We start from the raw sequence: 25,530 nt of genomic DNA on the forward strand, positions 1-25,530 counted from the left end.
ACCTTCTCAGGAGAGCATTTATTCGACATTTTTACGGCATAAAGAGCGGTGTCGGTGTTCTTTATGTGATTTAGTACTAAATCGAAAAAGACGAGAGCTTTCCTAATAATATTATTTTGACTAAGTTAATTTTAGCATTTTAAGCCTGAAAAGTTGAAGCTGCTTAGTGTCAATTATCTTTGACATTATCGTTGAAAAGCCTTTATTTACAAGACCTATCAGTAATTTTTTCACTTACAAACTAAAAAAGATTCTATCAATTAATGACAGAATCTTTAGAGATAAGAGGGCGTAAATTTTAATCAATGATGCGATGTTCAGTTTGAGCATCAAAGAAATGTGATTTGTTTAGGTTCAAAGCCACTGTAATTTTTTCTCCTGGATTGCGGAAATCACGCGCTTCAACACGAGAAACAAACTCAGTTGAACCAGCTCTAAGATAAAGCATAGTTTCTGCTCCAAGAAGTTCAGAAACGACAACTTCAGCTTCAATTGTTTGATTTGGATAGGCTTGTTGTGCCAAATTGCTTGCTTGAATGTCTTCTGGACGAATTCCAAGAATCACTTCTTTTCCTTCATACCCTTGTTCTTTAAGCAATTTTGCTTTTCCTTCTGGAAGGTCCATATTCAAACCTTCATTATTTGTTAATTTTCCAGAAGCAACTTTGACATTAAAGAAGTTCATCGCAGGACTACCGATAAAACCGGCAACAAATTTATTAGCAGGTTCATTATAAAGCTCTTGTGGTGTTCCGATTTGTTCAACACGACCAACTGTCCCTGTTTTATCAGAGTTTGGTGATGATGACATAATAACAATACGGTCAGCAAGAGTCATCGCTTCAGTTTGGTCATGGGTTACATAGATTGTTGTCGCTCCAATTCGACGGTGAATTTTTGCAATTTCTGTACGCATTGAAACACGAAGTTTAGCATCCAAGTTTGACAAAGGTTCATCCATGAGGAAAACCTTGGCGTCACGAACAATCGCACGTCCCATTGCTACCCGTTGACGTTGCCCACCTGATAAGTCAGCAGGTTTACGGTCAAGTAAATCAGAAAGACCAAGAATTGTTCCAGCTTCTTCAACACGACGTTTAATTTCATCTTTTTTGAACTTACGAAGTTTCAAACCAAAGGCCATGTTATCAAAAACGGTCATATGTGGATAAAGCGCATAGTTTTGGAAAACCATGGCAATATCACGATCTTTTGGTGCGACATCATTCATGATTTTACCGTCAATTTTAAATTCGCCTTCGGTAATATCTTCAAGACCAGCGACCATTCGCAATGTTGTTGATTTACCACAACCTGAAGGACCAACGAATACAATGAATTCTTTATCTTTGATATCAATGTTGAAATCTTCAACAGCGTATTGCGTCGCATTGGGATATTTTTTGTAGATTTTGTCTAAACTGAGTGTTGTCATTTTTTCTCCTCTAATAACATTTGTTCTTTAATATTATTCTACTGTAAACGTTTTCTGTTTTCAATCAGTGATTTGCCTAAATTAATTGTACAAGTTGCACATTTTACTGACAGAATTATTAATGTAGTTGACAATTCTCTTAGCCTCAACTAAAATGCTCCGAGCCGTCGTATTTTACTGACAGAAAAAGTTACTGACAGATCTGTCAGTAACTTTTTAACCTTCTTCATCTTCGTCTTTAATTTTATTTGCTTCTTCGGCAAATTTTTGCGCAACTGCTTCTAATGCCAAGGTTTCTTCGTCTCCAAGGTAATGGTCATCGTTAATTTCATCAAGGTTTACATACATATCCAAATGACCTTTGAGATTATCAAATTGAACTGGAGCATCTCCACCATATTCTCCATCTAAATTAAGAAGAATTTTTTGACCGCCTAAGGCTTCGATTTCTATTTTACTTGTTTTAATGTATTCCAAATTAACATCATCCAAATGTTTTCCATTAGCTACAATCGCAAGTAAAGCAATAAGTTCAAATAGATTATCTGTTTTCACCAAAATCAGTGTGAAAAGTCCATCATCTAATTTAGCATCAGGTGCAATCTTTTCAAAGCCACCAACTGAATTAGTAAGTGCGGCAAAGAACATTGAAATATCACCCTCAAATACGCCTTCATCATGAACAACACGAACCGGTGCTTTACGCACACGAGGTAAAAGTTCTGCACCCTTTGCTAAATAGGCCAAATAACCAAAAGCCGTTTTTAAATGACTGGGAACACTGTAAGTAAGTTCTGTCAAACCGCCCCCAGCAGCGATATTAATAAAATACTGTTCATCTTGTGTTTCTCTGATTACGGCATGACCGACATCAATATTTAGAATCTGATTTTTACCAATAATTTCAATCGCTTCAAGCGGTTTTCCTCTTGGAATTTTTAAAGCCCTAGCAAAGTCGTTTGTCGTTCCCGTTGGAACAATAGCTAATTGAGGACGTTTCTCAAAAGGAGAAATTCCAGCTACAACTTCATTAATAGTACCATCACCACCAGCCGCAATGATTAAATCAAAGCCAGCTTCTGTTGCTCTTGCCGCCTCTTTTTTTGCGGAATCTTGTTCTGCTGTGGTTTGATAAGCACTGGCCTCATAACCATATTGCTCTAATTTATCCAAAATATCTGCAATATGTTTTTTTATAATTTCTTGACCCGATGTCGGATTGTAAATCAATCTCGCCTTCATCATTTTCTCCGAAACCTTCTCTCATCCATTCTTAAAAAATAATTTACTGACAAACTCCCAAAAGAGTGACCCCACCAATTGAACCAAGGTTCAAATTTCTGTCAGTAAATTTACGCTCTCACTAAAGTCTGTCAGTAATATTCAATACAAATTAGTTTATAAATCAAGCAAATCTTGCTCTGACCAGATTTCAATTCCTAAGTCTTGAGCTTTTGTCAGTTTGCTACCTGCTTCTTCTCCGGCGACTACCAAATCAGTTTTCTTAGAAACAGAACCAGAAACATTTGCTCCCAACGCTTCCAATTTTTCTTTTGCTTCTGAGCGCTTCAAAGTCGTCAATTTACCAGTTAAGACAACTGTCTTACCTGATAATATTCCTTCAACATTAACAGCCCCTAAATAATCAAAATTTACACCAGTATTTTCAAGTTCATCCAGTAAAATTTTTGCTCCGTCAGTTTCAAAATAAGAAACGACAGCCGTAGCAATGACCCCACCTAAAGATGGAATTTCAGAAATTTCTTCTTCTGTTGCTTTAGAAAGCGCTCGAAGATTAGCAAAACGTTCCAAAAGTAATTTAGCCGCTTTACCACCAACATGACGAATTCCTAAACCAAATAATAATTTTTCCGCCGAATTTTCACGACTCTGCGCAATTGCTGACACAATTTTTTGAGCCAATGTTTCTTTGACCTTATCTAATGTCAGTAAATCTTCAATCGTCAATTGATATAAATCAGCAACATCAGCCACCAATTTTTTATCAAAAAGTTGTGAAATGACTGACGGGCCTAAGCCCACAATATTCATAGCATCACGACTAGCAAAATGAATTAGTTTTTCCCGAATTTGCGCCGGACATAAGGGGTTAACACAGCGTAAAGCCACTTCATCTTCAAAATGAATTAACTCCGAACCACACTCTGGACATTTCGTTGGAATTTCTAAGCCTTCAAGACCTTCTGGCCGTTTATCCAAAAGTACTTTCCCAACCTTCGGAATAATATCCCCTGCCTTATAAATCAAGACATGATCGCCAATACGGATATCTTTTTCTTCAATATAGTCCACATTGTGCAAAGTTGCTCGAGCAACCGTTGTCTGTGCTAAAAGAACCGGGGTCATATTTGCTGTTGGGGTGACAACTCCTGTCCGACCGACAGTCCAGTCAACAGACAAAATTTCTGTTTCTGCTTGTTCAGCTGGAAATTTGTAAGCAATCGCCCAGCGCGGTGCCTTAACCGTAAAACCTAATTCCTCCTGCTCAGCAAGATTATTAACTTTTACAACAACCCCGTCAATATCATAGGGGAGTTCGTCACGCAGACGGGTAGCCTCTTCAATAAATTCCCAAATTTCATCCATATTTCGAGCAAATTTACGTTCAGGATTGACTTGGAAACCAAGTTCTTCAAAATATTCTAAGACTTCTTCTTGAGTGTCATTGGTTGCTGGACTTGCTTCTTGATAAAGGAAAGTTGCAAGACCACGTTTGGCAACTATTTTCGTATCAAGTTGACGTAAAGTCCCAGCTGCCGCATTTCTTGGATTAGCAAAAGGAGCTGCTCCTTCAAGTTCACGCTCTTTGTTCAGTTTAGCAAAATTCTTACGTGGAAGATAAGCTTCACCACGTACCACAATATCAATTGCTTCTTTAAGCTTTAAAGGAACATCTTTGATCCGTTTCACATTTTCTGTGATATTTTCACCCGTTGTTCCATCGCCCCGAGTCGCTGCAGTCACAAGCAAACCATTCTCATAATAAAGAGACAATGAAAGACCATCAATTTTTAATTCACAAATATACTCTGGATTAGCAATTTCCTTGCGAACTCGTTCTTCCCAAACTGCTAATTCTTCACGCGAAAAAACATCCCCTAAACTATAGAGATTATAAGGGTGTCTAAATTTAACAAATCCGTCTAAAATAACCCCACCTGTTCGGTGCGTTGGAGAATCCGCTCTAGTTAGTTGTGGATTTTCAGCCTCCAATTTTACCAATTCTTGATAGAGTCGATCGTACTCACTGTCTTCTACCGAAGGCTCATCTAAAGTATAATATTCATAAGCATACTGATTTAATTTTTCCGTAAGCTCTTTAATTTTTGACTCGATATTCATAGCTCCTATTTTAACACAAAAGACCAGTCAGTATGATTACCGAAGCACATCAAAAAGGCAAATTTCTATTAAAAAAATGATGTAATTTAAAACAAAAAAACTTGCTTTTCCAAGCAAGTATCTTTTTTTATTAAGGCGACGGTCGGATTTGAACCGACGATTAAGCTTTTGCAGAGCCATGTGTTACCACTTCACTACGCCGCCACAACATAAACTATTATAGCGGAAAAATAAATTTATGGCAAGCATGAGCTCACTCTACTTCCAGTTAAATCATTTGAGTCACGACCGACAGGCTTTAACAATCATTTGCTAACTCCAAATCAATAAAAAATGACTTGAGCTATGCAACTTTTCTGTTTTAATTACCAATTTTAAAATTTGTTTCTGTGTCCATAAAGACCAAATCCCGCTGAACATTTTCTCTGCTGACAACATGAAATCTTCTTCCATCTTTTTGAATCAAAAAATCGCCAACTAAAGCCAAATCTCCTGAAATTGACTCAAAATTTAAAACGTTTTTATTCCATTCATTCCAAGAAAGCCGTTCTTGTTCAAAAGCCTGCCTAACCCATATTTCATGAATTGGTCGATGCGAAATTTTCCAGACTTCTACAAGCTGTCCCCTATATTTTGCTTGCATAAAACCCCTTTCTGTTACACATGAACTACTCAGTAAAGATATTTTAGCAAAATGAACAAATTTGTCAAAAGCTAGTTGGAAATTTAACCCTTGTTCTTTTCATATCGGAAACGTTTTTTACATGAAAATAACTTATAATCTGATATTTTTACTTTATTAGGCTTTAAAGTTCACCAAAAAATTAATAAAATACAGTTACGTACCCTTTATACTACTTTTTCCACTTTTGGAGTGTTTTCTTTACATTCCAATAAAAATAAAAAGACACTTTCGTGTCTTTTATTTTTAAAGTTCTTCACCATTTGTTGCGATAACTTTTTGATACCAAGTAAAGGAGTCTTTTTTCGAACGTTCTAATGTCCCATTTCCTTCGTTATCCTTATCTACATATATGACGCCATAGCGTTTTTTCATCTCACCTGTCCCAGCAGAAACAAGGTCAATAAAGCCCCACGGAGTATAACCCATTAAGTCAACTCCATCATAATCTACAGCATTTTTCATTGCTTCTATATGAGCTTTTAAATAATCTACTCGATAAGGGTCGTGAATACTTCCGTCAGCTTCAACTTCATCTACAGCACCAAAACCATTTTCAACAATGAAGAGTGGTTTTTCATAACGTTCATAGAACCAATTCATTGCATAACGTAATCCTAAAGGATCAATTTGCCAGCCCCATTCAGAAGCTTTAACATATTCATTCTTGACTAAATCTTTATCTTCATTGTAATCAAAAGTAGGAGCTTTACCATGGTCTTTAATTGCAAAACTCATGTAGTAAGAAAAACCAATATAATCTACTTTTCCTTCTTCCAATGCTTTCAAATCATCATCAAGAATATCAAGTTTAAATTCCTTACGGTTAAAATAGGCTTTTAAATAGCTTGGGTAATGTCCGCGAACATGAACATCTGCAAACCAATAGCGACGTTGCATAGCAACGGTTGAAGCCATCATATCTTCTGGTTTACAAGTTGCAGGATAAATCGGACACATGGCAATCATACATCCAATTTGGAAATCTGGATTGATTTTATGTCCCAGAGCGACAACTTTGGCAGAAGCAACCAACTCATAATGAGCCGCTTGATACATCATTTCTTCACGTTCTTTTTCGCTTGCTCCTTCTGGGAATTTTAAACCAGAGTTAGTAAATGGTGCAAAATCACGCAAATAGTTTGCTTGGTTGTTGATTTCATTGAAAGTCATCCAATATTTAACTTTATCTTTATAACGATTCATTACGACTTCTGAAAAATGGACAAAGAAATCAATGAGTTTACGATTACGAAAGCCACCATATTCTGTCACTAAGTGATAAGGAAGTTCAAAGTGAGATAGAGTAATTACAGGTTCAATCCCATGTTTTAAACACTCATCAAATAAATCATCATAGAATTGCAATCCTTCTTCATTAGGTTCTGCTTCATCTCCATTTGGAAAAATACGAGTCCATGCAATGGAAGTTCTAAAACAATTTAATCCCAATTCATCAAAGAGTGCAATATCTTCTTTGTAGCGATGATAAAAATCAATAGCTTCATGATTCGGATAATTTTCTCCCTCAATTACCCCATCTGTGATTTTTCTCTCTACTCCATTGCTCCCTGCTGTCATGACATCAGCAACAGAAACTCCCTTTCCGCCGGCATTCCATCCTCCTTCAAGTTGATGTGCAGCAACTGCTCCTCCCCAGAGGAAGTCTTTTTTTAAAGTCATAATTTCTCCTTTTAAATTTTTAGAATTAACATTTTTAATAAGATAAGCTCAAGAATTCTTGAGCTCATCTAAAATTTGCTATTATTCAGCAGCATTAATTTCAGCTTCTGTTTCAGCTTCTTCTTTAAGAAGAATATTGTCATAAGCTTTGGCAAATGGCCAGTAGAGAAGTGATGTCAATGCAAGGATAATAACTTGCCAAACCATACCTTGCCAGCCACCTACAAGGTATCCTGAAAGAACTGCGGGTGTTGTCCATGGAACATAAGCTCCGTTAAATGGTGGAATGATTCCTAGATAAATCACTAAGTAAGTCAAGATTCCTGAAATCAATGGTGCTAAGATAAATGGAATTGCAAGAATAGGATTTAAGACAATAGGAAGACCAAAGAGAATTGGTTCATTAATATTGAACACTGCAGGTCCAATTTCCATACGTCCTAAAGTTTTACCTTGAACTGATTTTGCACTCACTAAGAGGAAGATAACCAAACCAATGGTCAAACCAGAACCAGTAACTGTCAAGTATTGGTCCATGAATGATTGTGTAACGATGTGGGCTCCATTTGAAAGACTGAGATGTCCTGCTTTATAGAGGGCAGCATTGTCAGCAGAGTTGGCTTGAAGCAATGGTCCCATAATCCCACCGATGATTGTCGCTCCGTGAACACCGAACCACCAGATAAATACTGGCATAAAGGCAATAACGAAGACGCCGACAGGACCATCAGTTACGTGTTGTAATGGAGTTTGAATCCATTTATAAACTAATTCAATGAAAGTTGTGTTGAATCCGATTGTTGTAATTCCGTGAACAACACCAGCTAAGGCAATGATTGCTCCTGCAGGAACAAGTGAAGTGAATGATGCCGCAACGTTTTCTGGAACTTGTTCCGGCATTTTAATTGTGATGTTACGACGCATAAAGCCAGTGTAAATCCAACCGACTAAGAGTCCGACGATGATTGAAAGAACCATCCCTTTCCCACCTAACCAAGCTCGGTCAATTACTCCCCCTACTTGATAAGCAGTTGAAACTTTAGTTGGGTCAGTAACAGATGTTACTTGATGAATTGTGTCTGGTTGCAACAAGATGTGAACGATAATACCAGTTAAACCAGCAGGAACTCCTTCATAACCTGCATCTCGAACCCACGCGTAAGCAATACCGAATACGGCAAGCAAGGCCATAATACCAAATGAAGCATTATTAATTTGTAAAAAGAGTGGGCCCAATTTGATTTTGTTCATGAAGTCTTGGCCTGCTTGGAATGGCAATTGACCAAGAATCAAGAATACTGAACCAATAATGATAAATGGAATAGGATAAATCATACCATTTTTGATTGCCGTGACTGCACGGGTATTCAAAAATTTCATCATTGGAGGCATGATTTTGTTTTGAATAAAATTGTTCATGGTTGAACAGTCTCCTTTACTTTTTTTGATGAACTGGTTTCACGTTCATCTTTTCTACATTTTCATTATAACACTAAAGAGCAAAAGAAAGAAAGCGGTTTCTTGTTTTTCCAAAACTTTGGTTCTGTACCACTCGTGAAGACTAATGTGCCAAAAATGTCATATAAGTTTCCTTTAAGGTTGCGAAAATTAGCCTTGCAAATTATATTTGTTATCTCAATTTAACTTTTTTTGTTTTATCCATCAAACGATTAGGAACGGCTGAGCAGATAAAAAAGCCAATTTGGCTTTTTAATTTGATAATTGATAAACCAAATCTGTTAAACGCTCAGTCAAATAAACTGTTGGTAATTGACTCGTCAAATCATAATGCGTATTGATTCGGTGTTCATTAATTCGATAAGTAAGGACAAAATCGCTCAGTTCAGCAATACTTGAATTCAATTTTGGTGTGATACATGAAATATAGACATCTTTATTAGAGCGCAAACTGGTCAGTACTTCAATGATTTCATTCGTTTCCCCAGAGATGGATAAAGCAATTACCAAAGTGTTGGTTGTATTTTGTAATTTTGAAGCAATTGGATAAGTCACATCACTAAATGAAAAGGTATTAATTCCAACTCCCGCTAATCTTCTGGCTGCATAATCGCAAATTAAACCGCTGGAACCTACTCCTGTAAAAATGATATTGTCACTTTCAATGACTCGATGTGCCAGATTATCCAAACGTTGTTCAATATCGTTAGAGAAAATATCTAGTGAAAAGGGAATTGCCGTATTTGAGCTTCCTTTTTCCAATTCTTTTTTATCAATAATGTACTCTTTAAAATCTGTATATGAATCATAACCCATTTTATGAATGAGGCGCATGACGCTAGAAGTTCCAACATGTGCTTCCAGAGCAATATCACGGACTCGCATATAAGGAATTTTATCAACATTATCTCGTAAATAACTATAACAAGTTCTTTCCGTGTAGGTTAATTTTTGAAAGTCAACATTTCCAAAAAAACTCATCATTCTCTCCTTTCTTCTTTAAACTTTTTGGTTAGAAAAAAGTTGCGTCTCCGCAACTTTTAATCTTGCTTTTCTAATAAGCTAGGAGCTATATTATTTGTTTTCAAGTGCTTGCAGGCGTTGTTCTTGACCGACAACTTCTACAGCAAGGTCTTTAAAGGTAATCGCATTCATTAAGTGGTCTTGAGCATGAACCATGTAAAGATTCCAACCAATTTTTTCGCCTTGAGCTAAACGTGTCAAAAGGTCAGTCTGAACGTCATGTGCTTCACGAAGTTGTTCGCTCGCTTCGTTTAATGAACTTTCAGCTTCGGCAAATTCACCAGCTTTGGCTTGTTGAATGGCTTGGAAGGCTAAACCTTTGGCATTTCCTCCACTCATGATAATGCCCATTACAACACCCATGTAGTCATCACTTGTTGGATTCTCGTATTTATCAGTCATTTCTTATCTTCCCATTTCTCTTTGCTTAGATTTTTACATAGTAAAAGAGCTTTCGCTCTTTCACAAGTTTGAAATTTTCAAACCTTAATTCATCAAGTTTTCAGCTGCTGCAAGAACTTTATCTCCGCGCATCATTCCATAATCTTGCATTTTGATAACGTCCATTGGCACACCAGCGATTTCAGCTTTTTTAGCAACTTCACCTTTCATGAAGGCAACTTGTGGGCCTAAAAGAAGAACGTCAGGTTTTGGTGAGCCTGTTCCGGCAAGCATGTTATCAATGTCCGCTGTTGATTTTGCGAAAATTTCGTAATCTTTCCCGTTATCTGCTGCTGCTTTTTGCATTTTTGATACCAAAAGTGATGTTGACATACCGGCTGCACATGCAAGTGCAATAACTTTATCTGCCATAATTATTTCTCCTTATTCTTAACGTTTTATAATTTAACGTTCTTTATAAAAATAATTATAACGTTTTCATTTTCATAATGCAAGCGTTATCTATTTTTTGAAAGTGCTTTAAAAATTTTACTAATTAGTTTATTTTTCGCTTTGTAGCAAGCTTTAGGCGACTTTTATGGCATAAAATAAAAAAGCTACTATCAAATAGTAGCTTTTTGAAATATTTGTTTCTCTTTTTGGAACAAATTTATTATTTTTTAAGATGATAATCAATCGATTTATGAGCTAAAATTTCTAAAATAGCTAGTACTGGGAGTTGCGTGGTCAAATTCCCTAAAGGATACTGTTTGGACCATTCGTTAACAAGATTGTACGAGAGTTGGTAATCAGCAAGTTTAGCAACGGTGCAATCTTCATTATTTGTAATCGAAATAATTTTTGCTCCGCCCGCTTTAAACTCCAATTCTTTATTAACAACTTGTTCTGTTTCACCTGACACAGACATGATTACTGCCACAACATTTCCCATACCCTGAACTTGAACAGCTTGAAACGGGTCAGAAATAACGAAGCTTCGTAATCCAGTATTTACAAAATATTTAGTAGCATACTCACTTAATGAACCAGATGTTCCTAAACCTAAAAACACGGTATAATCAGCTTTAGCAATCATTTGTGCAGCATTATTGAGTTTTGCCTGATAATTATCTGTATTCATTCGACGTAAAAACATGTTGAATTCGAGCATATTATCATAATGTTGCTCTTCTGGTGTTTTTTCTTTGAGTTGATTTTTGAGGTAAAATTTTAAATCAGACCAACCTTCAAAACCAAGTTTTGTACATAGTCGGACAATTGTCGAAGTTGAAACATGGGCTTGACTTGCTAAATCACGAATCGTCATTTGTTGGACTTCTTCAGGTGATTTAATGATAAAATCAAAAACTAGCGTTTCAAGCTCGTTAAGTTTACTGATTTGTTCGGGTAGAAACATCATTTTTTACTCTCCGTATTTGGAAATATTTAGCTCCGCCACAAATTCTTTTGAAAATTTACTGACAGAATCATTGTTTGAAAGGATTTGCCAAATTTTAGCAAAACTGTCAGTAAAAATTACTGACAGCTTTTATCCTTATAATAATTGAAATTTTCTTAGCCTTTTCCAAAAACGAAAGCATAGATTAAGCCAAGAATTTCATGACCATAATAATTAGGATAATAAAGAAGATTATTGACTTTTGTCTTTGCAGCAAAGCCTTCTACTTTTACACCTTCTTGTTTTGCTAGATACAAGGCTCGGTAAAGATGAAAATCGCTAGTGACAATCACAGTTTTTCCGTCAAAATATTTTTTGGAATAAGCGATATTTTCCGCGGTATCACCCGCCTTATCTTCACTAATAATTCTGTCAGCCCTAATATGATGACTTATCAGATAATTTTTCATACTAAAAGCTTCACTAACAGGCTCGTCAGCTCCTTTTGCTCCAGACACAATAATTTTGGCTTGCGGATTATTCTTAGCAAGCAAGAGCGCTGCATCTAGCCGCTCTTGAGTAATCTTGGCTGGTTTTTTATTTTGATTTATTCGTGAGCCAAGGACTAAAATTGTTTTAATATCTGTGGAGTTTTCAGCAGTTCTGTCAGTAGATTTGCTAAGAATCAAAGCAAGACAAATTACTGAAATCAAAAGAATTAGACCAACAAAAGCGCCTATAATCTTAAAAGTCTTTTTCATTAATTAAAAACTTTGTTTACGAGAATCACGTGTTTTACGGGCATTTTTATTGCGCTCAGCACGGCGTTTTTTCTTGTTATCTTCTTCAATTTGCCATTTAATTGCACGTTTGTAACCTGGTTTAACGTGTTTTTTACCTTTTTTAAGGGCACCAATGGTTTTTGTTGAAATTTCATCTTGTTTTTTCGTCCGTTTTTCACGACGGTCACGGTCATAAGAATCAACAATTTCACCATCTTTAATAGCTTTTGGTTGGAATGTAACACCCATTTTTTCAATCTCACGAATACTTGAATCATCAGAAGGACTATAGAGTGTAATGGCTGTTCCTTGTAATCCATTACGGCCAGAACGACCCACTCGGTGAACAAAGAAAGTTAAATCTTTTGGAATTTCATCATTGATAATGTGTGATACACCTTCAATATCAATTCCACGCGCGGCAATATCGGTTGCCACAACATATTGATAATCCAAATTTTTAATTGAATTCATGATACGTTTACGTTCACGTGGCGGTACATCACCATGAATTTTTGCAACTTTAAGTCCGTTACTTGTCAAGAAATGATGAATGTCATCAACACGACCTTTGGTATTGGCAAAAATCATTGCCATGTAAGGATTCGTTGCTTTTGTCAATTGGAGCAAAAGTTGGTTATGTGAACTTCCTTTGGTAGAAACAAGCCAATTTTCGATTGTATCTGAAATTACTGTCTTATTGGCGATTTTTTGCATGACAGGATTATGCAAATATTTTTTCAAAAATGGTTGAAGTTTTTGAGGAATAGTTGCTGAGAAAACGAGCATTTGCACGCGTTTACCAAAACTTGAAGCAATTTGGTCAACATCTGCCAAAAATCCCATGTCAAGCGTCATATCCGCTTCATCAACAACAAAAGTATTAGCAGTATGCACAATTAAAGCATTAGATTTGATTAAGTCATGGATTCGACCTGGTGTTCCAATTACGACATGTGGTTGTGATGATTCCAATTTTTTGATTTGACGGGCCTTATCAGTCCCACCAACAAAGTTTGAAACACGAAGCTTGTCATTAACTTTTGTAAATTCTTGAGCTGCTTTGTAAATTTGAGTAGCTAATTCACGTGAAGGAGCCGTAATGACTGCTTGCACTTCATCAAGATCAGTATCAATTTTTTGGAAAATTGGGAGTAAAAAAGTGTGTGTTTTTCCTGAACCAGTTTTTGATTCCCCTACCAGGTCACGGCCTGAGAGAACAATTGGAATCAATTTTTCTTGTACTTCAGTTGGTTTTTCAAATTTGATATTCTCTAACGTTTGGTTAATATAATCTTTAAAATTTAAGTCTGTAAATTTCATTTTTTTCTTTCATTTGTTGAGGATTATTCGTTTCATTTAAAAAATGACGAATCTCTGTTTTTGCTGATTTATCCATGGAAGGGACTTTTTTCTATTATATCAGAAAAAAAACATTTAAGAAACCAGTTCTTGCCACTATTTAAACTCATTTTTAAAATCTGTCAGCATTTTTATTTTTAAAATTTACTGATGGCGCTAAAATTAGAAAAAATTGCTGACAGCTGTTCAACGTTGAAGTCAGTGATTATATTATAAATAAAAAGTTACTGACAGAAATCCTGTCAGTAACTTTTATTTTCCATTATTCATTAACTTTACTTTTTAAAACCTTATGTTCAAGCTTACTAGGCCAGAAACTTGAAGTTTCAAAAAGATTTGATTCTTCAAAAACTTCTTCTGAGCTAAATTTATCACCAACTTCATTTGTTCTTAAAATTTTAGCAACTTTAAAGGCACAGATGACTAATAATATAGCCACACAAAGTAAGAAAATGACTGACAGACTTCCTTGAATCATTGTATTACGCATGGTTGCTTGCGCATTCGTTAATGCTAGACCAGATAATTTACCAGAAGCCACTTGGGCTTTTGCTGCTGAATAAGAAGCAAAGTAACCAATATTGACATCATTTGAAAAGATTTTTTGCCAACTGGCCGCAAAAGTTACACAAACATCCCAAACTAAAGGAAGTGCTGGAATCCAAACCCATTTAAGATAACCTTTACGGATAACCATGACACAAACAATAGCCAGAGCTACCGCCGCAATTAATTGATTAGAAATCCCAAAGAGCGGATACATGATTTTTATTCCACCATTCGGATCAGAAACGCCCATCAAAAGCAAAGCACCCCAAACTCCAACAATCACTGCTGTCGTTATAATTTTACTAGGTAACCAATCATCATCACCTAAGCGACCTAATTTTTTGAAGCCACGCAGGGCATCATTAAGTAAATAACGAGTCGATTTTGTTGCCGCTGAAACAGCGGACAGGATAAAGAGCGCCTCAAACATAATCGCAAAATGATACCAGAATCCCATCATATTTGTCCCACCAATAAGTGGAACCTTATGTAGAATATTTGACATTGAAACGGCTAAAGTTGGTGCACCACCAGTCCGTGAAACAATTGATTGTTCACCTACATCTTTTGCCACTTGCTCAAGTGCTTTTTCACCAGTCGTTCCTTCCCAGTCAATACTGAGTTTTGAACCATCAGGCATCATGGCTACATTTGGAATTGCTTTGGCAGCATTATATTCGGCACTTTTATCTGCTTGATAACTTGAAGCTGCGAGTTTTTGAATACTAGCTTGAGGGGTATTCATAGAATAATAAATTCCAGGATTAAGAGAAATCGCAGCGACTAAAGCCATAATAGCAACAAATGATTCAAAGAGCATCCCACCATAACCAATCATTCGCGTTTGTGACTCTTTAGCAATCAAATGAGGCGTTGTTCCAGAAGACATCATTACATGGAAACCAGACAAGGCTCCACAGGCAATCGTAACAAATAAGAAGGGAAAGAGGGAACCAGCAAAAGCAGGACCATCTGTATTATGTGCAAAATTAGTCAGAGCTGGAATCGTAACATCTGGACGCACACCAACTACAGCTATTGCTAAAACAGCAATTGTACCAATTTTCATAAACATGGATAAGTAATCACGAGGCGTAAGTAAAATCCAAGCGGGGATAATGGCTGCAATAAAAGTATAGCCCATGACCCACCAAACTAAAGCAGTTGGCGAAAGCATGAAAATATGCGCAAATGAAGATTCTGAAACCCAACGGCCACCAAAAATAGCAACTAAAAGGAGAATAAAACCAATCGCTGAAATTTCATTCACATGCCCTGGGCGAATATATTTCAAATAAATTCCCATTAACAAGGCAATTGGGATGGTCATCCCAATCGAAAAGACTGCCCAAGCAGAATTTGCCATCGCCGTCACACAAATCAAAGCTAAAACAGCAAGAACAATCATTGTCATGATAAATACAATAAATGAAGTCAAGCCACCAGCAAATCTGCCAACTTCATCATGAGCCATTGCCCCAATAGATTTTGCTCGACGACGATGAGAATACCAGAGAACAAGCATATCTTGTACCCCTCCGGCAAAAATAACTCCGAAAATAATCCAAATTGTCCCTGGTAAGTAACCCATTTGTGCCGCTAAAACTGGTCCAACCAAAGGCCCAGCTCCAGCAATTGAAGCAAAATGGTGACCGAATAAAACAACTCGATTAGTTGGGTCGAATTCTTTTCCGTCATTATGGCTTTCCGAAGGAGTTGCCCGTAAATCATTTGGACGCATAATTTTACGTTGAATATATAAAGCATAAAAACGATAGCCAATCAAATAAGAACAAACTGCTGCAATAACAAACCAAATCGCATTAATCGTCTCTCCTTGAGCCAGAGCAATCAACGACCAAGCAAGACCACCTAGTAAAGCGACCGCCACCCAAATGATAATTGATAGAAGGCTAGGTTTTGGTAAATGTTTTTTCCAGTCTTTCATTGTTTCTTGAAAATTTGCCTGCTTTAAATCTTTAATTCCGACAATTTTTCCTTGTTTATTCCGCAACAAAAATAGCTCTTCTTCTTCGGTAAAGTTTGAAGAGTTTCCAATATCTTTCATAATCCTCTATTCCTATGCAATTATTAATGCATTTGACCTTCCATATTTTTTAAAACAAAAATGTAACCGATTACAATAATATTTTAGCACTATTTAATCAAAAATATAAACATTTAAGTTTAAAAAAATCTCCTTAAAACATCTTTTTGTAAAAATAAGATAAATTTCCAAAAGAATAGTCTAACATTAAAAAAGGTTTCTCTAAAATAAAAAAAGGCTCTCCTTAAAGGAGAGCCTCATCATCATTTTATTTTGCTTTAGCATAAAGTTCGTTAACTTTATCCCAGTTTACAAGATTAAAGAATGCTTCAATGTAATCAGGACGTACATTGTGATATTTAAGATAGTAAGCATGTTCCCAAACATCAAGTCCTAAAACTGGTGTCAACCCTTCAGAAATTGGATTATCTTGATTTGCAGTTGATACAACTTTCAATTTTCCAGCTTCATCAACAACTAACCAAGCCCATCCTGAACCAAAACGACCTGTGGCTGCAGCTTTAAATTCTGTTTTGAAAGTTTCAAAACTACCAAATTCTTTCGCAATTGCATCCCCAATTTCGCCGTCAGCATGGTTTTCAGAACCGTCAGTGTTTGGACGAAGCCAAAGCCAGAATTGACTATGGTTCAAATGACCACCACCATTGTTACGAACAGCTGTACGAATGTCTTCTGGAATTGCTGACAAATCTGTCAATAATTCTTCAAGGCTAAGGTCATCAAGTTCATTATGTTTTTCAATTGCTGCATTAAGATTATTCACATAAGTTTGATGATGTTTTCCATGATGCAAACGCATTGTTGCTTCGTCAAAGAAAGGTTCAAGCGCATTTGGCGCGTATGGAAGTTCAGGTAATGTAAATGCCATAGTAATTTCTCCTTTTAAGATGTGAACCCATTTTGAAGTCTTAATACTTTGGTATTTTGACTAGATTGAGAATGAATTCAGTTAGTTTATTTTTTTAATTCTATTCTCATTATAGTCGTTTTTGAAACCATTGCCAAATGATTTGATTTGTAATTTATTATTTTCTTTGTTGGATAAAATTAAGCATATTAGTCGAGTAAAGGAGCTCAACCTTTCGACATTCTTCAATATTTTTTGAACCAGTTAAAACAAATAATTTATTCAAATCTTGTTTCCATTGTTCAATAACTTCTTCTACTTTTTCAGGCCCTGTTTGCATAAGATTTTTCAAGATAAAACCAGCAGAACTTGACAAATCAGCCCCTAAAATTAAAGATTTAAAAATCTCTTGAGCCGAAGTAATTCCACCTGTTGCAATCAAACTTTTTCTATTATCAGCCATTTTAGCTTCTAAAAGGCTCTCAAGCGTTGACAAACCAAATTCATCCAAGTTAAAACCATTTTTACTCCGTTTACGTTCAATCCAAGCAAAATTAGTTCCGCCAGCTCCCCCAATATTTATTCCTGAGACAGCTGTTTTTGCGAGTGCTTTAAAGGTTTTTTGTGAAATTCCAAAACCGACCTCTTTGACAATGACTGGAACTTCTAATTGACTTGCAATTTCATTAATATTTTCTAACCAATAAAATTCACGGTCTCCTTCATCCATTGGCAATTCTTGCGCTGTATTGACATGGATTTCTAAAGCATTTGCCTCAATCATATCCACCGCTCGCTTGGCATTTTCTAGAGAATGACCTGCGCCGATATTGGCAAAAAGAAAACCAGAAGAGTGTATTTTACGAACTTCACTGAAACCAGCAGCTAGTTCTGGAAACTTCAAAGCAATCGATTGAGAGCCGACCGCCATGGCTAAATGTTGATTTTTCGCAATTTCTGCTAATTGAGCATTGATTTTATCTGCTCGCTCTGTTCCACCAGTCATCGCTTCAATATAAAAAGGAAATTCAAAATTCTGTCCAAATACTTCTGATGAAAAGTTGATTTTTTTAGTAGATAATTCTGGCAAACTATTAGGAATGATTCGACTATCAGAAAAAGTCAGGCCCGAGGTCTGATTTTTTTCTTCACGCCAATATTTATAAGCTAACGATAAGTGTTCATCTTTGCGATGTTGATGGATTTCTTTTTCAGTTTTCATCAGTTATTTCTCAATTCATTAAAATCTAACTCTGCTTTTTAGCAGACTTATCTCAGTTATTTTTTTGAGCAACCTTAAATTTTTCAAGATTGATTCCATATTCCGATAATTTATTTTGGACTTCAGCAATAGCTTGGGTATTTTGAGCAAATAAAATAATATTCTCCCCAAAACCGGCCCCAGAGATTTTAGCAGCAAATTCAGGATAGCTATTGAGTAAGTTTAAAGCAATAGCTAATTCTTTAGTCATATAACCTTCTGGAATATTCTCCAAAAGCAAAAGTTGATTTTCTGATAACTTTTCTTTGAATAAAGAAAAATCTTGAATGTCAATCGCCGTTGCCAATTCAATGACCAGCTCATTTGAAGCTTGATAAAATTCATCAGAAAGCTTTATTTTTATTTTTTCACTCGTTTTTGCCGCTTTTCCTGTTTGAACCACATAAGTTGCCCAAGGAATTTCGAGAGGTATGACTCGCTTATGATTTTGATAAAAAACAGAACCACCATACATAATAGCAGCAATATCGCCCATTGAACCTGAGCCTTGAACTTCAAAATGCGTTTTTGCGGCAATTTCAAAACGTTTTTCAAGTGACAACTGCAAATCAAAAAACTGATTGACTGCATTAACTAGACCACAAACGACTGAAGCACTTGAGCCGTAGCCTTTTTTATTTTCACCAAAGCCTAAATCACTGACAATCTCAAGAGAAATTTCTGGAGATGAAGATAAAATTTTACTGACAGAATTTTTTTCAATGCTGTCAGCAGCTGACAAAGTATTTTTTAAAGATGTCAGTGCAAAATTCCACGGATTTTCTTTAGTAAATTCAATTTTAGACAAAGAAAATTCAAAATCAGACAGTCCAACATTTGTTTTGAAAATTGATTTCCCTGTAGTAGCTGAAATTCTTACTTCAAAATTTGTTTCAATTGTTGTGATAAGGGCGAGGTTTCCTTCTTTTGTGACCGAATATTCTCCCGCAAAAAAAAGTTTTCCTGGCACTTTGATTGTCATTTTTTTCTCAGAGATATTCATAAGCGCCTCCAGCACGTGCGATATCAAATGTTAATTCTGGAAATTCCGCTTGTAATTTAGCTAAGAGAACTTTTTCAGTCGCGTGGTCAGTAATAATTTTGACGTTTGGACCGGCATCGATAGTCACAAAAGCAAGCAATCCTGATTGATAAGCCTGATTCACAAAGTCAATCACGTGTCTTGTTTCATGCGTGAAATAATCAAAAGGTTGATTAGAGAGACGATTTTGTTCATGCATACCTAATGCATTATCCTGAGCAATTAGACCAACTTTTTCAATATCAGCATTTAAAATGGCCTGCTTCATTTCTTCCAGTTGAATGGCTGATTTTTCAACCCAAGCACTGTAAGTTGGTGCAGTTTGTGCCAATTGCATGCCCTTAGTTGACGACATTTTTTTCTTTTCAGCAGAGATTTCAGCAACAATCATTGAAAGACCAATATCTTCGTTGTAAAAAGATTCCGCAAAGGAAGATTGATGATCTTCTCCTTTATTCCAAACTGAAAAATTTCCAAAAATTGACCGAGAAGCCGACCCTGAACCGCGTCTAGCTATTCGTGACATTTCTGAATCATCTTTTTCTAAATCTAAAAGTCCAAACATAGCAGCTGTCAGAGCAGCAAAACTTGAAGCACTTGAAGCCAAACCAGCAGCTGTTGGCACATGATTTTCTGATTGAATCATTACTTTAGGGAAATTTCCATATTGTCCACGCATCATTTCCAAAAATTGACTGACACGGTTGCTGTCTGCCACTTCAGAATTCAAAATCAAGGAATCAGACTCATTGTCAGTAAATTCAACAGAGGTTGTTGTATAAAATGGCTCCAGAGTCATTGACAAAGAAGAGGTTGTTGGAATATTTAGAGCGATATCCGCTTTTCCCCAATATTTAATCAAGGCGATATTTGTATGCGCCCTTGCAGTAACAATATTTTTCATGAAACTATTATATCAAAAATTTGATTCTTTCTTCTCTCCTATCATTTCAATAAGTTATTTTTTACACTAAAAAATACATTTTTTCAGACTAAATGATGAATTTACAGCCAAAAGAGAAACAAAAACTTGATTTTCAAGAGGAAATTTTATAAAATTGTCAGGTACGTTTTTGTATTCATAATTATGATATTGGAAAAAGTTTATCGAATTTTTCCTTCGATAAGACTTTAATTTAACCAAAATATGCTAATTTGCAGTTCACATTTTCAAAATGAGAAACTAATCTAGCAGGAGAATTGTTAATAATGACTATCAATAAAATGGGGACGGGAATTGCCCATTCCAAACTAATCTTAATTGGAGAACATTCCGTTGTATATGGTCAGCCAGCAATTGCCTTACCTGTAACAATTCTTAAAACTACAGTGACAATTACCTCATCAAAATATGGCCAATACATTGAAAATAACGAATTTCGTAGAAGACTTGATTTAATGGGAGATGAATTTGAAGGAATTCGTCAACTCATTATGCGCTTACTCTCTAAATTTCATTCATCAAAAATGCCATTCTCTTTAGAAATTGATTCAAATATTCCTCAAGGACGTGGCTTGGGAGCTTCTGCTTCATTGGCAACTGCCATTATCAGAGCTTTTTATGATTTCTTTGATGCTGAACTTCCGCAAAAAGATTTACTCTTTTATGCCAACTTTTCAGAAAATATTACTCACGGAAAATCTTCTGGAATTGATGTGGCAACTGTAAATTCTGAACACCCTTTGTGGTTTATTAAAGACAGCACAATTGAACCCTTTGAACTCAATCTTCATGGCTTTATCGTGATTGGCGATACTGGTGTTCACGGCTTTACGAGTCAAGCCATCAATATTGTTCGCGAAAAACTTGTTGAAGAAAAAGAAAAAACACAAGATTCAATTAATCATTTAGGTCAATTAGCGACCGATTCAAAAGATTTTTTGATGACAGACAAACTCAAAGAATTTGGTCATGTCATGAATAAAGCTCACGAAAGATTATCTGATTTGGGAGTTTCTCATCCACGTCTAGATAATTTAGTCGAAACCGCTCGTAAAAATGGTGCACTTGGTGCTAAATTAACTGGTTCAGGGCTGGGTGGTGTCATGGTTGCTCTTGCTGAAAATGAAAAAGATGCTATTCGTATCAGTCAACGTCTTCTAAAAAATGGCGCTAAAAATACTTGGATTTACTCATTTTAAGATGGTTGATGACCATCTTTTTTTGTTATAATGAATCTATCAATTTGCACTAAGGATAACTTATGGAAAATCAATACGAAATTCTTCAATCACTCATCGAAAAAATGGAAATTGTTACTGTTGGCTCGGCTGTCAGTAAAACAAAGCTAAATCGTAAAGAAATCATTGATTTTGTACGTTCACAACGTTCTTTAAGAATTTTTGATGAGGAAAATCAAAAATGGATTAACGAAAATGTTGACGGGCACTGTTAAATTTTACTGACAGAAATTTTAATCAAACAAAAATATAAAAAAGTTACTGACAGACTGCCTGTCAGTAACTTTTTGCTTATAAATCATGAAATTCTGCATATAATTCTTGACGATTTAGACCTCGTTCTTTAGCAATTTGTTTAATGGCAACATTGGGTTTCACACTTTGTTCAACTAAAACTTTAACTGCTTCGAGCGCTGTCAATTCTGGCTCTTGAACTTCTTGAGACACTTCATCCGCTCCTGAAACAATAATTAGGCATTCCCCTTTTATTGGTTGGTCCGTTAAAGATTCTAAAACCTCTGAAATCTTACCACGACGATATTCTTCATAAATCTTCGTTAATTCGCGAACTAAAACAACTTCTCTATCCTCATAAATTTCCTGCATGTTAGCCAAAGTATCCGCAACTCTAAAAGGACTCTCATAGAAAATTTGTGTTTCTGGATAAGAAAGCTTACTTTTCAAGAACTTTTGCTGCTCCCCTTTTTTTCTAGGAAGGAAGCCATAAAAAATATGAGGTTGAGGAACTAATCCTGAGGCAATCAAGGCAGTAATTCCTGCTGAGGCACCAGGAAGAGCGATAACATCAATTCCTTCATCAATTGCAGCTAAAACTAAATCATGGCCTGGGTCAGAAATTGAAGGCATTCCAGCATCAGAAACCTGTGCAATAGATTGTCCTTTTTTCAAAAAATCAATTAATTTAGGAATTTTTTCTTGGGAATTATGTTCATGAAACGACTCTTGCGGAACTTTAATTTCAAAATGGTTTAAAAGGCGCAAAGTATTTCGCGTATCTTCTGAACAAATCAAATCTACAGTTTTCAAAGTTTCAAGAGAACGTAGAGTCATATCTTGCATATTGCCAATTGGTGTTGGAACCAAATAAAGACTTCCAGCAGTTTTTAGGCCTTTAAATGACCGTTGAATACTAAATTTATTTTCCATCAGCGATACAAAAGCTCCAAACAATCTAAACAAGATTCCCCTTCAGCCAATCGTTCTGCATAATGCAGATGGCAAACATGGAAACCTTCATTAAAAATTTGAATCAAGTTAGGATTTGGCTGGTCTTTAGGCGTTTCTTTTTTAACTTCTTTTTTCTCAAATTCTGCCAAACGGTCACGCAATTTTTCTAATTCCATGCGTAAGGTTGCATTTTCAGTCATTGATGCTTCAAGCACTTGGCGAATTCCTGAAATTTGCGTTAATGTGGTATTTAATGTATTTTCAAGTTCGCCCAGTTGGTCGAAAACATCATATTTATCAGCCATGATTCACCTCAATTTCTGCAAGTTCAAAATCCTTGCTATATTCTCCAAAGCGGATTTTTACTCTATTTTTTAAAACATTTAAGCCAACAACTTTTCCTTTTCCTTCTGAGGTAGTTACAAACTCACCAAAATCTGGGAAAAGTTGTTGGGCTTCTTTATAAAAACTATCTTCATAAGTTAAACAGCACATCAAACGACCGCAAAGACCGTTCAATTTATTTTGTTTCAAAGATAGATTTTGATTTTTGGCCATTTTGATTGAAACATTTGGAAATTCATAAACAAACTCAGAACAGCACAAAGGACGTCCACAAGGTCCAAGTCCACCATGAATTTTAGCCGCATCTCTTGGCCCAATTTGGCGAAGTTCAATCCTAATTCTAAAAGTTGTTGCCAACTCACGCAAAAGCAATCGAAAATCAACACGATTCTCTGCTGTAAACGAAATAAAAAGTTGCATTTGGTCGAAATTATAAGCAACATCAATAATTTTCATTTCCAAACCTTGTTCGATGACAAGTTGGCGAACTTTATCTTTGGCTTGTTTAGAACGTTCTTCAAGTTTTGCAATAACTTGGAGATCATCCTCATTTACTTCACGCACAATCGTGTGGTGAATTTCAAGATTCGCTTCTTCAGAAATTTCACGTACAATTTTTCCGTAAAAGTTTCCCTTATCTGAACGAAGGATAACTTCTGTTTGTGGAGCAAGTTCTATATCACTTATTGCAAATACATTTGATTCGCCATGTGCAAATTTTATTTCATAAATCATAATATTCTCCTGATATAAGATTTTTCAATCAAAGGATAAGTTTGACAAGTTTCATAAAACAAGAAAAGTTAAACTTGACTCAAATCGGACATTGCTTTTCCACATTTTTATTGCCTGAAATGTTTTTAAAAGTTCCTGACTCATTCTTTCTTGATTAAAAAGTTGTAATAAAAGTTCAAACGCTTGATTTTGTTTTTCTTTGTCATCAAAAATTTCGACTAATTCTTTCAAATACAAGAACGCCTCGTCAGCAGATGTTTTTAGAAGTTTTACAAATTGTTGAAGTCTTTGGAGCCCTTCGTTAAACCAGCTCTGCTGAGCTAATTCTAATGCTTTGTCAGTCGAATTACAGATTTCCGCAAGAAGTTCTGCTTGTGTTTTTAAAATACCATTCTTTTCCAAAAAATCTTGTAAGTATTGAACATTTTTTGGAAAATTAATAATTTGTGTCCGTGATTTTATTGTTTGTAAAATCATATTTTCATTGTCTGTCAGTAAAAAAACAACAATTTCTGTTTCTGGTTCTTCAATTGATTTCAATAGAGCATTTGCTGCATTAGGATGCATTTTTTCAGCTTCCTTAATTAAAAGCACCTGTTGATTTCCCTCATAACCAGATTCATTGAAAACCTGTGTCAGCTCCCGAATTTGTGCTGTTTTAATCGTTTGTCCATCAGGTTCAACGATATGTAAGTCGGTAAATTCTTGTTGGGCAACAAGACGACAGGAACGACAATGACCACAAGGCAAAGCATTTTCAGGATTCTCACAAAATAAGGCTTGGCTCAGCCAGATTGCTAATTCAAAAGAACCAAATCCCCCTGAAAATAAATAAGCATGACTTAATTTTCCATGTTGCAAAATCGTTGAGAACTGCTTATAAAGTTGAGGCTGAATATCTTTTATTTCCACAAGAAACCTTTCTAAATATTTACCAAATCTAGTCTAAATAACAAAATTAAAAAAACTATTTAACATCCTCATTTTTTGAAAAATGTAAGTATTTTTTAGCATTCTTAATTTTGCTGACAGATTAAATTGTCTTTAAAATTCACTGACAAATCTTTTTTTGAGGACGGAAAGTGTATCAGCTACCACTTTTTCTAAAGGTTGACTTGCATCTATTTTTACAAAACGCTCAGGTTCTTTTACAACAATCTCCAAATAACCTTCACGAACTTTACGATGCATCTCAGCTCTTTCCAAATCTAAACGATTTACCTCATCAGCTCGATTTTTCATAATTCGCTCAAGGGCAACATCCGTATCAACATCAAAATAAAGCGTCAAATCAGGCTTCAACCCATCTGTTGCAAAATAGTTAAGCCAATCAACAACTTCGACACCCAAATCACGGCCATACCCCTGATAGGCGACAGATGAATCAATAAATCGGTCAACAATGACAACTTTACCCGCTTGTAAAGCTGGCAACATTTTTTCTTGCATATGTAAACGACGCGCCGCCGCAAAAAGCATTAACTCGGTTTTAGAATCAATCTCTGTATTCTTTGGATCAAGAATAATTTGGCGAATTTCTTCCGCCACTCGAACACCGCCTGGTTCACGAGTTGGGACAATTTCGCGCTTCATTTTTTGGATTTCAGGTAAAATTTCTTTTAAAACCGTTGTTTTTCCTGCTCCATCGGGTCCCTCAAGGGAAATTAGAATTCCATTCATAGCCTCTATTATACCAAAAAAACAAATATTTTATCTTTTTTCTAAAAATAATAGGGTCTCTTTTTG

Annotated in this window: 24 protein-coding genes and 1 tRNA gene; 2 read left to right on the top strand and 23 right to left on the bottom strand. The window is 35.7% G+C overall.

Annotation, left to right across the window (positions count from 1 at the left end; all coding sequences use genetic code 11):
* Positions 1-298: 298 nt before the first annotated feature.
* The 18 genes from IAE51_RS05640 to mvaD form a co-directional block, all read right to left on the bottom strand.
* Positions 299-1,435: an ABC transporter ATP-binding protein gene (locus IAE51_RS05640; protein ID WP_003131545.1), complete on the bottom strand. Its 1,137-nt coding sequence runs from the start codon at positions 1,433-1,435 to the stop codon at positions 299-301.
* A 216-nt stretch (positions 1,436-1,651) separates the two neighbouring features.
* Positions 1,652-2,680 (bottom strand): diacylglycerol kinase family lipid kinase, encoded by a 1,029-nt coding sequence (locus tag IAE51_RS05645; protein ID WP_080735938.1) that lies wholly within the window; start codon positions 2,678-2,680, stop codon positions 1,652-1,654.
* 153 nt (positions 2,681-2,833) lie between these two features.
* Positions 2,834-4,798, bottom strand: coding sequence for an NAD-dependent DNA ligase LigA (ligA, locus tag IAE51_RS05650; RefSeq protein WP_200094964.1), 1,965 nt, complete (start codon positions 4,796-4,798; stop codon positions 2,834-2,836).
* Positions 4,799-4,931: 133 nt separating this feature from the next.
* Positions 4,932-5,002: transfer RNA gene (locus IAE51_RS05655), tRNA-Cys, on the bottom strand.
* 157 nt (positions 5,003-5,159) lie between these two features.
* Positions 5,160-5,441 carry a hypothetical protein gene (locus tag IAE51_RS05660; RefSeq protein ID WP_003131548.1) on the bottom strand — a complete coding sequence of 94 codons (282 nt, stop codon included), beginning with the start codon at positions 5,439-5,441 and terminating at the stop codon, positions 5,160-5,162.
* A 285-nt stretch (positions 5,442-5,726) separates the two neighbouring features.
* Positions 5,727-7,163 carry a 6-phospho-beta-glucosidase gene (locus tag IAE51_RS05665; RefSeq protein ID WP_200094966.1) on the bottom strand — a complete coding sequence of 479 codons (1,437 nt, stop codon included), beginning with the start codon at positions 7,161-7,163 and terminating at the stop codon, positions 5,727-5,729.
* Positions 7,164-7,244: 81 nt separating this feature from the next.
* Positions 7,245-8,582 (bottom strand): PTS sugar transporter subunit IIC, encoded by a 1,338-nt coding sequence (locus IAE51_RS05670; protein WP_003131550.1) that lies wholly within the window; start codon positions 8,580-8,582, stop codon positions 7,245-7,247.
* Positions 8,583-8,873: 291 nt separating this feature from the next.
* The gene (locus IAE51_RS05675) at positions 8,874-9,605 is read right to left on the bottom strand and encodes a MurR/RpiR family transcriptional regulator (RefSeq protein ID WP_012897241.1); all 732 of its coding nucleotides are present in this window, start codon (positions 9,603-9,605) and stop codon (positions 8,874-8,876) included.
* Between the two features lie 90 nt (positions 9,606-9,695).
* Positions 9,696-10,046 (bottom strand): PTS lactose/cellobiose transporter subunit IIA, encoded by a 351-nt coding sequence (locus tag IAE51_RS05680; protein ID WP_003131552.1) that lies wholly within the window; start codon positions 10,044-10,046, stop codon positions 9,696-9,698.
* Between the two features lie 84 nt (positions 10,047-10,130).
* Positions 10,131-10,457, bottom strand: coding sequence for a PTS sugar transporter subunit IIB (locus IAE51_RS05685; RefSeq protein ID WP_003131553.1), 327 nt, complete (start codon positions 10,455-10,457; stop codon positions 10,131-10,133).
* A gap of 241 nt (positions 10,458-10,698) precedes the next feature.
* Positions 10,699-11,445 (bottom strand): MurR/RpiR family transcriptional regulator, encoded by a 747-nt coding sequence (locus IAE51_RS05690; RefSeq protein ID WP_010905323.1) that lies wholly within the window; start codon positions 11,443-11,445, stop codon positions 10,699-10,701.
* A gap of 155 nt (positions 11,446-11,600) precedes the next feature.
* Complete coding sequence (locus IAE51_RS05695) at positions 11,601-12,185, bottom strand: YdcF family protein (RefSeq protein WP_021721901.1); 585 nt, start codon at positions 12,183-12,185, stop codon at positions 11,601-11,603.
* 3 nt (positions 12,186-12,188) lie between these two features.
* The gene (locus tag IAE51_RS05700) at positions 12,189-13,529 is read right to left on the bottom strand and encodes a DEAD/DEAH box helicase (RefSeq protein WP_200094968.1); all 1,341 of its coding nucleotides are present in this window, start codon (positions 13,527-13,529) and stop codon (positions 12,189-12,191) included.
* 301 nt (positions 13,530-13,830) lie between these two features.
* Positions 13,831-16,185: a carbon starvation CstA family protein gene (locus IAE51_RS05705; RefSeq protein ID WP_003131559.1), complete on the bottom strand. Its 2,355-nt coding sequence runs from the start codon at positions 16,183-16,185 to the stop codon at positions 13,831-13,833.
* Positions 16,186-16,432: 247 nt separating this feature from the next.
* Positions 16,433-17,053 (bottom strand): superoxide dismutase, encoded by a 621-nt coding sequence (locus tag IAE51_RS05710; RefSeq protein WP_003131560.1) that lies wholly within the window; start codon positions 17,051-17,053, stop codon positions 16,433-16,435.
* A gap of 157 nt (positions 17,054-17,210) precedes the next feature.
* The gene (gene fni, locus IAE51_RS05715) at positions 17,211-18,254 is read right to left on the bottom strand and encodes a type 2 isopentenyl-diphosphate Delta-isomerase (protein ID WP_139917577.1); all 1,044 of its coding nucleotides are present in this window, start codon (positions 18,252-18,254) and stop codon (positions 17,211-17,213) included.
* Between the two features lie 52 nt (positions 18,255-18,306).
* Entirely contained in the window at positions 18,307-19,296 is a 990-nt protein-coding gene (locus IAE51_RS05720; RefSeq protein WP_200094969.1) for a mevalonate kinase, read from the bottom strand.
* Entirely contained in the window at positions 19,283-20,239 is a 957-nt protein-coding gene (gene mvaD, locus IAE51_RS05725) for a diphosphomevalonate decarboxylase (protein ID WP_058206246.1), read from the bottom strand. Before mvaD ends, IAE51_RS05720 begins: the two co-directional genes overlap by 14 nt.
* A 305-nt stretch (positions 20,240-20,544) precedes the next feature.
* Between mvaD and mvk the strand changes: the two genes are divergently transcribed.
* Together mvk and IAE51_RS05735 are read left to right on the top strand one after the other, a co-directional pair.
* Positions 20,545-21,477, top strand: coding sequence for a mevalonate kinase (mvk, locus tag IAE51_RS05730; RefSeq protein WP_003131564.1), 933 nt, complete (start codon positions 20,545-20,547; stop codon positions 21,475-21,477).
* A gap of 62 nt (positions 21,478-21,539) precedes the next feature.
* Positions 21,540-21,731: a hypothetical protein gene (locus IAE51_RS05735; RefSeq protein ID WP_012897234.1), complete on the top strand. Its 192-nt coding sequence runs from the start codon at positions 21,540-21,542 to the stop codon at positions 21,729-21,731.
* A 76-nt stretch (positions 21,732-21,807) separates the two neighbouring features.
* Here the strand turns inward: IAE51_RS05735 and rsmI are convergent, their stop codons facing one another.
* From rsmI to tmk, 5 genes are all read right to left on the bottom strand, one after another.
* The gene (gene rsmI, locus IAE51_RS05740) at positions 21,808-22,683 is read right to left on the bottom strand and encodes a 16S rRNA (cytidine(1402)-2'-O)-methyltransferase (protein WP_200094970.1); all 876 of its coding nucleotides are present in this window, start codon (positions 22,681-22,683) and stop codon (positions 21,808-21,810) included.
* A complete protein-coding gene (yabA, locus tag IAE51_RS05745) occupies positions 22,683-23,009 on the bottom strand; it encodes a DNA replication initiation control protein YabA (RefSeq protein WP_011675472.1) in 327 nt (108 codons plus the stop codon). Before yabA ends, rsmI begins: the two co-directional genes overlap by 1 nt.
* Positions 23,002-23,784 carry a stage 0 sporulation family protein gene (ricT, locus tag IAE51_RS05750; protein ID WP_010905316.1) on the bottom strand — a complete coding sequence of 261 codons (783 nt, stop codon included), beginning with the start codon at positions 23,782-23,784 and terminating at the stop codon, positions 23,002-23,004. The genes yabA and ricT overlap by 8 nt, the downstream gene beginning before the upstream one ends.
* A gap of 51 nt (positions 23,785-23,835) precedes the next feature.
* Positions 23,836-24,696: a DNA polymerase III subunit delta' gene (locus IAE51_RS05755; protein ID WP_003131573.1), complete on the bottom strand. Its 861-nt coding sequence runs from the start codon at positions 24,694-24,696 to the stop codon at positions 23,836-23,838.
* Positions 24,697-24,828: 132 nt separating this feature from the next.
* Entirely contained in the window at positions 24,829-25,464 is a 636-nt protein-coding gene (gene tmk / locus IAE51_RS05760) for a dTMP kinase (RefSeq protein WP_012897230.1), read from the bottom strand.
* Between the last annotated feature and the right edge of the window lie 66 nt (positions 25,465-25,530).

Source organism: Lactococcus sp. S64 (genome assembly GCF_016516525.1).
Lineage (GTDB): Bacteria > Bacillota > Bacilli > Lactobacillales > Streptococcaceae > Lactococcus > Lactococcus lactis.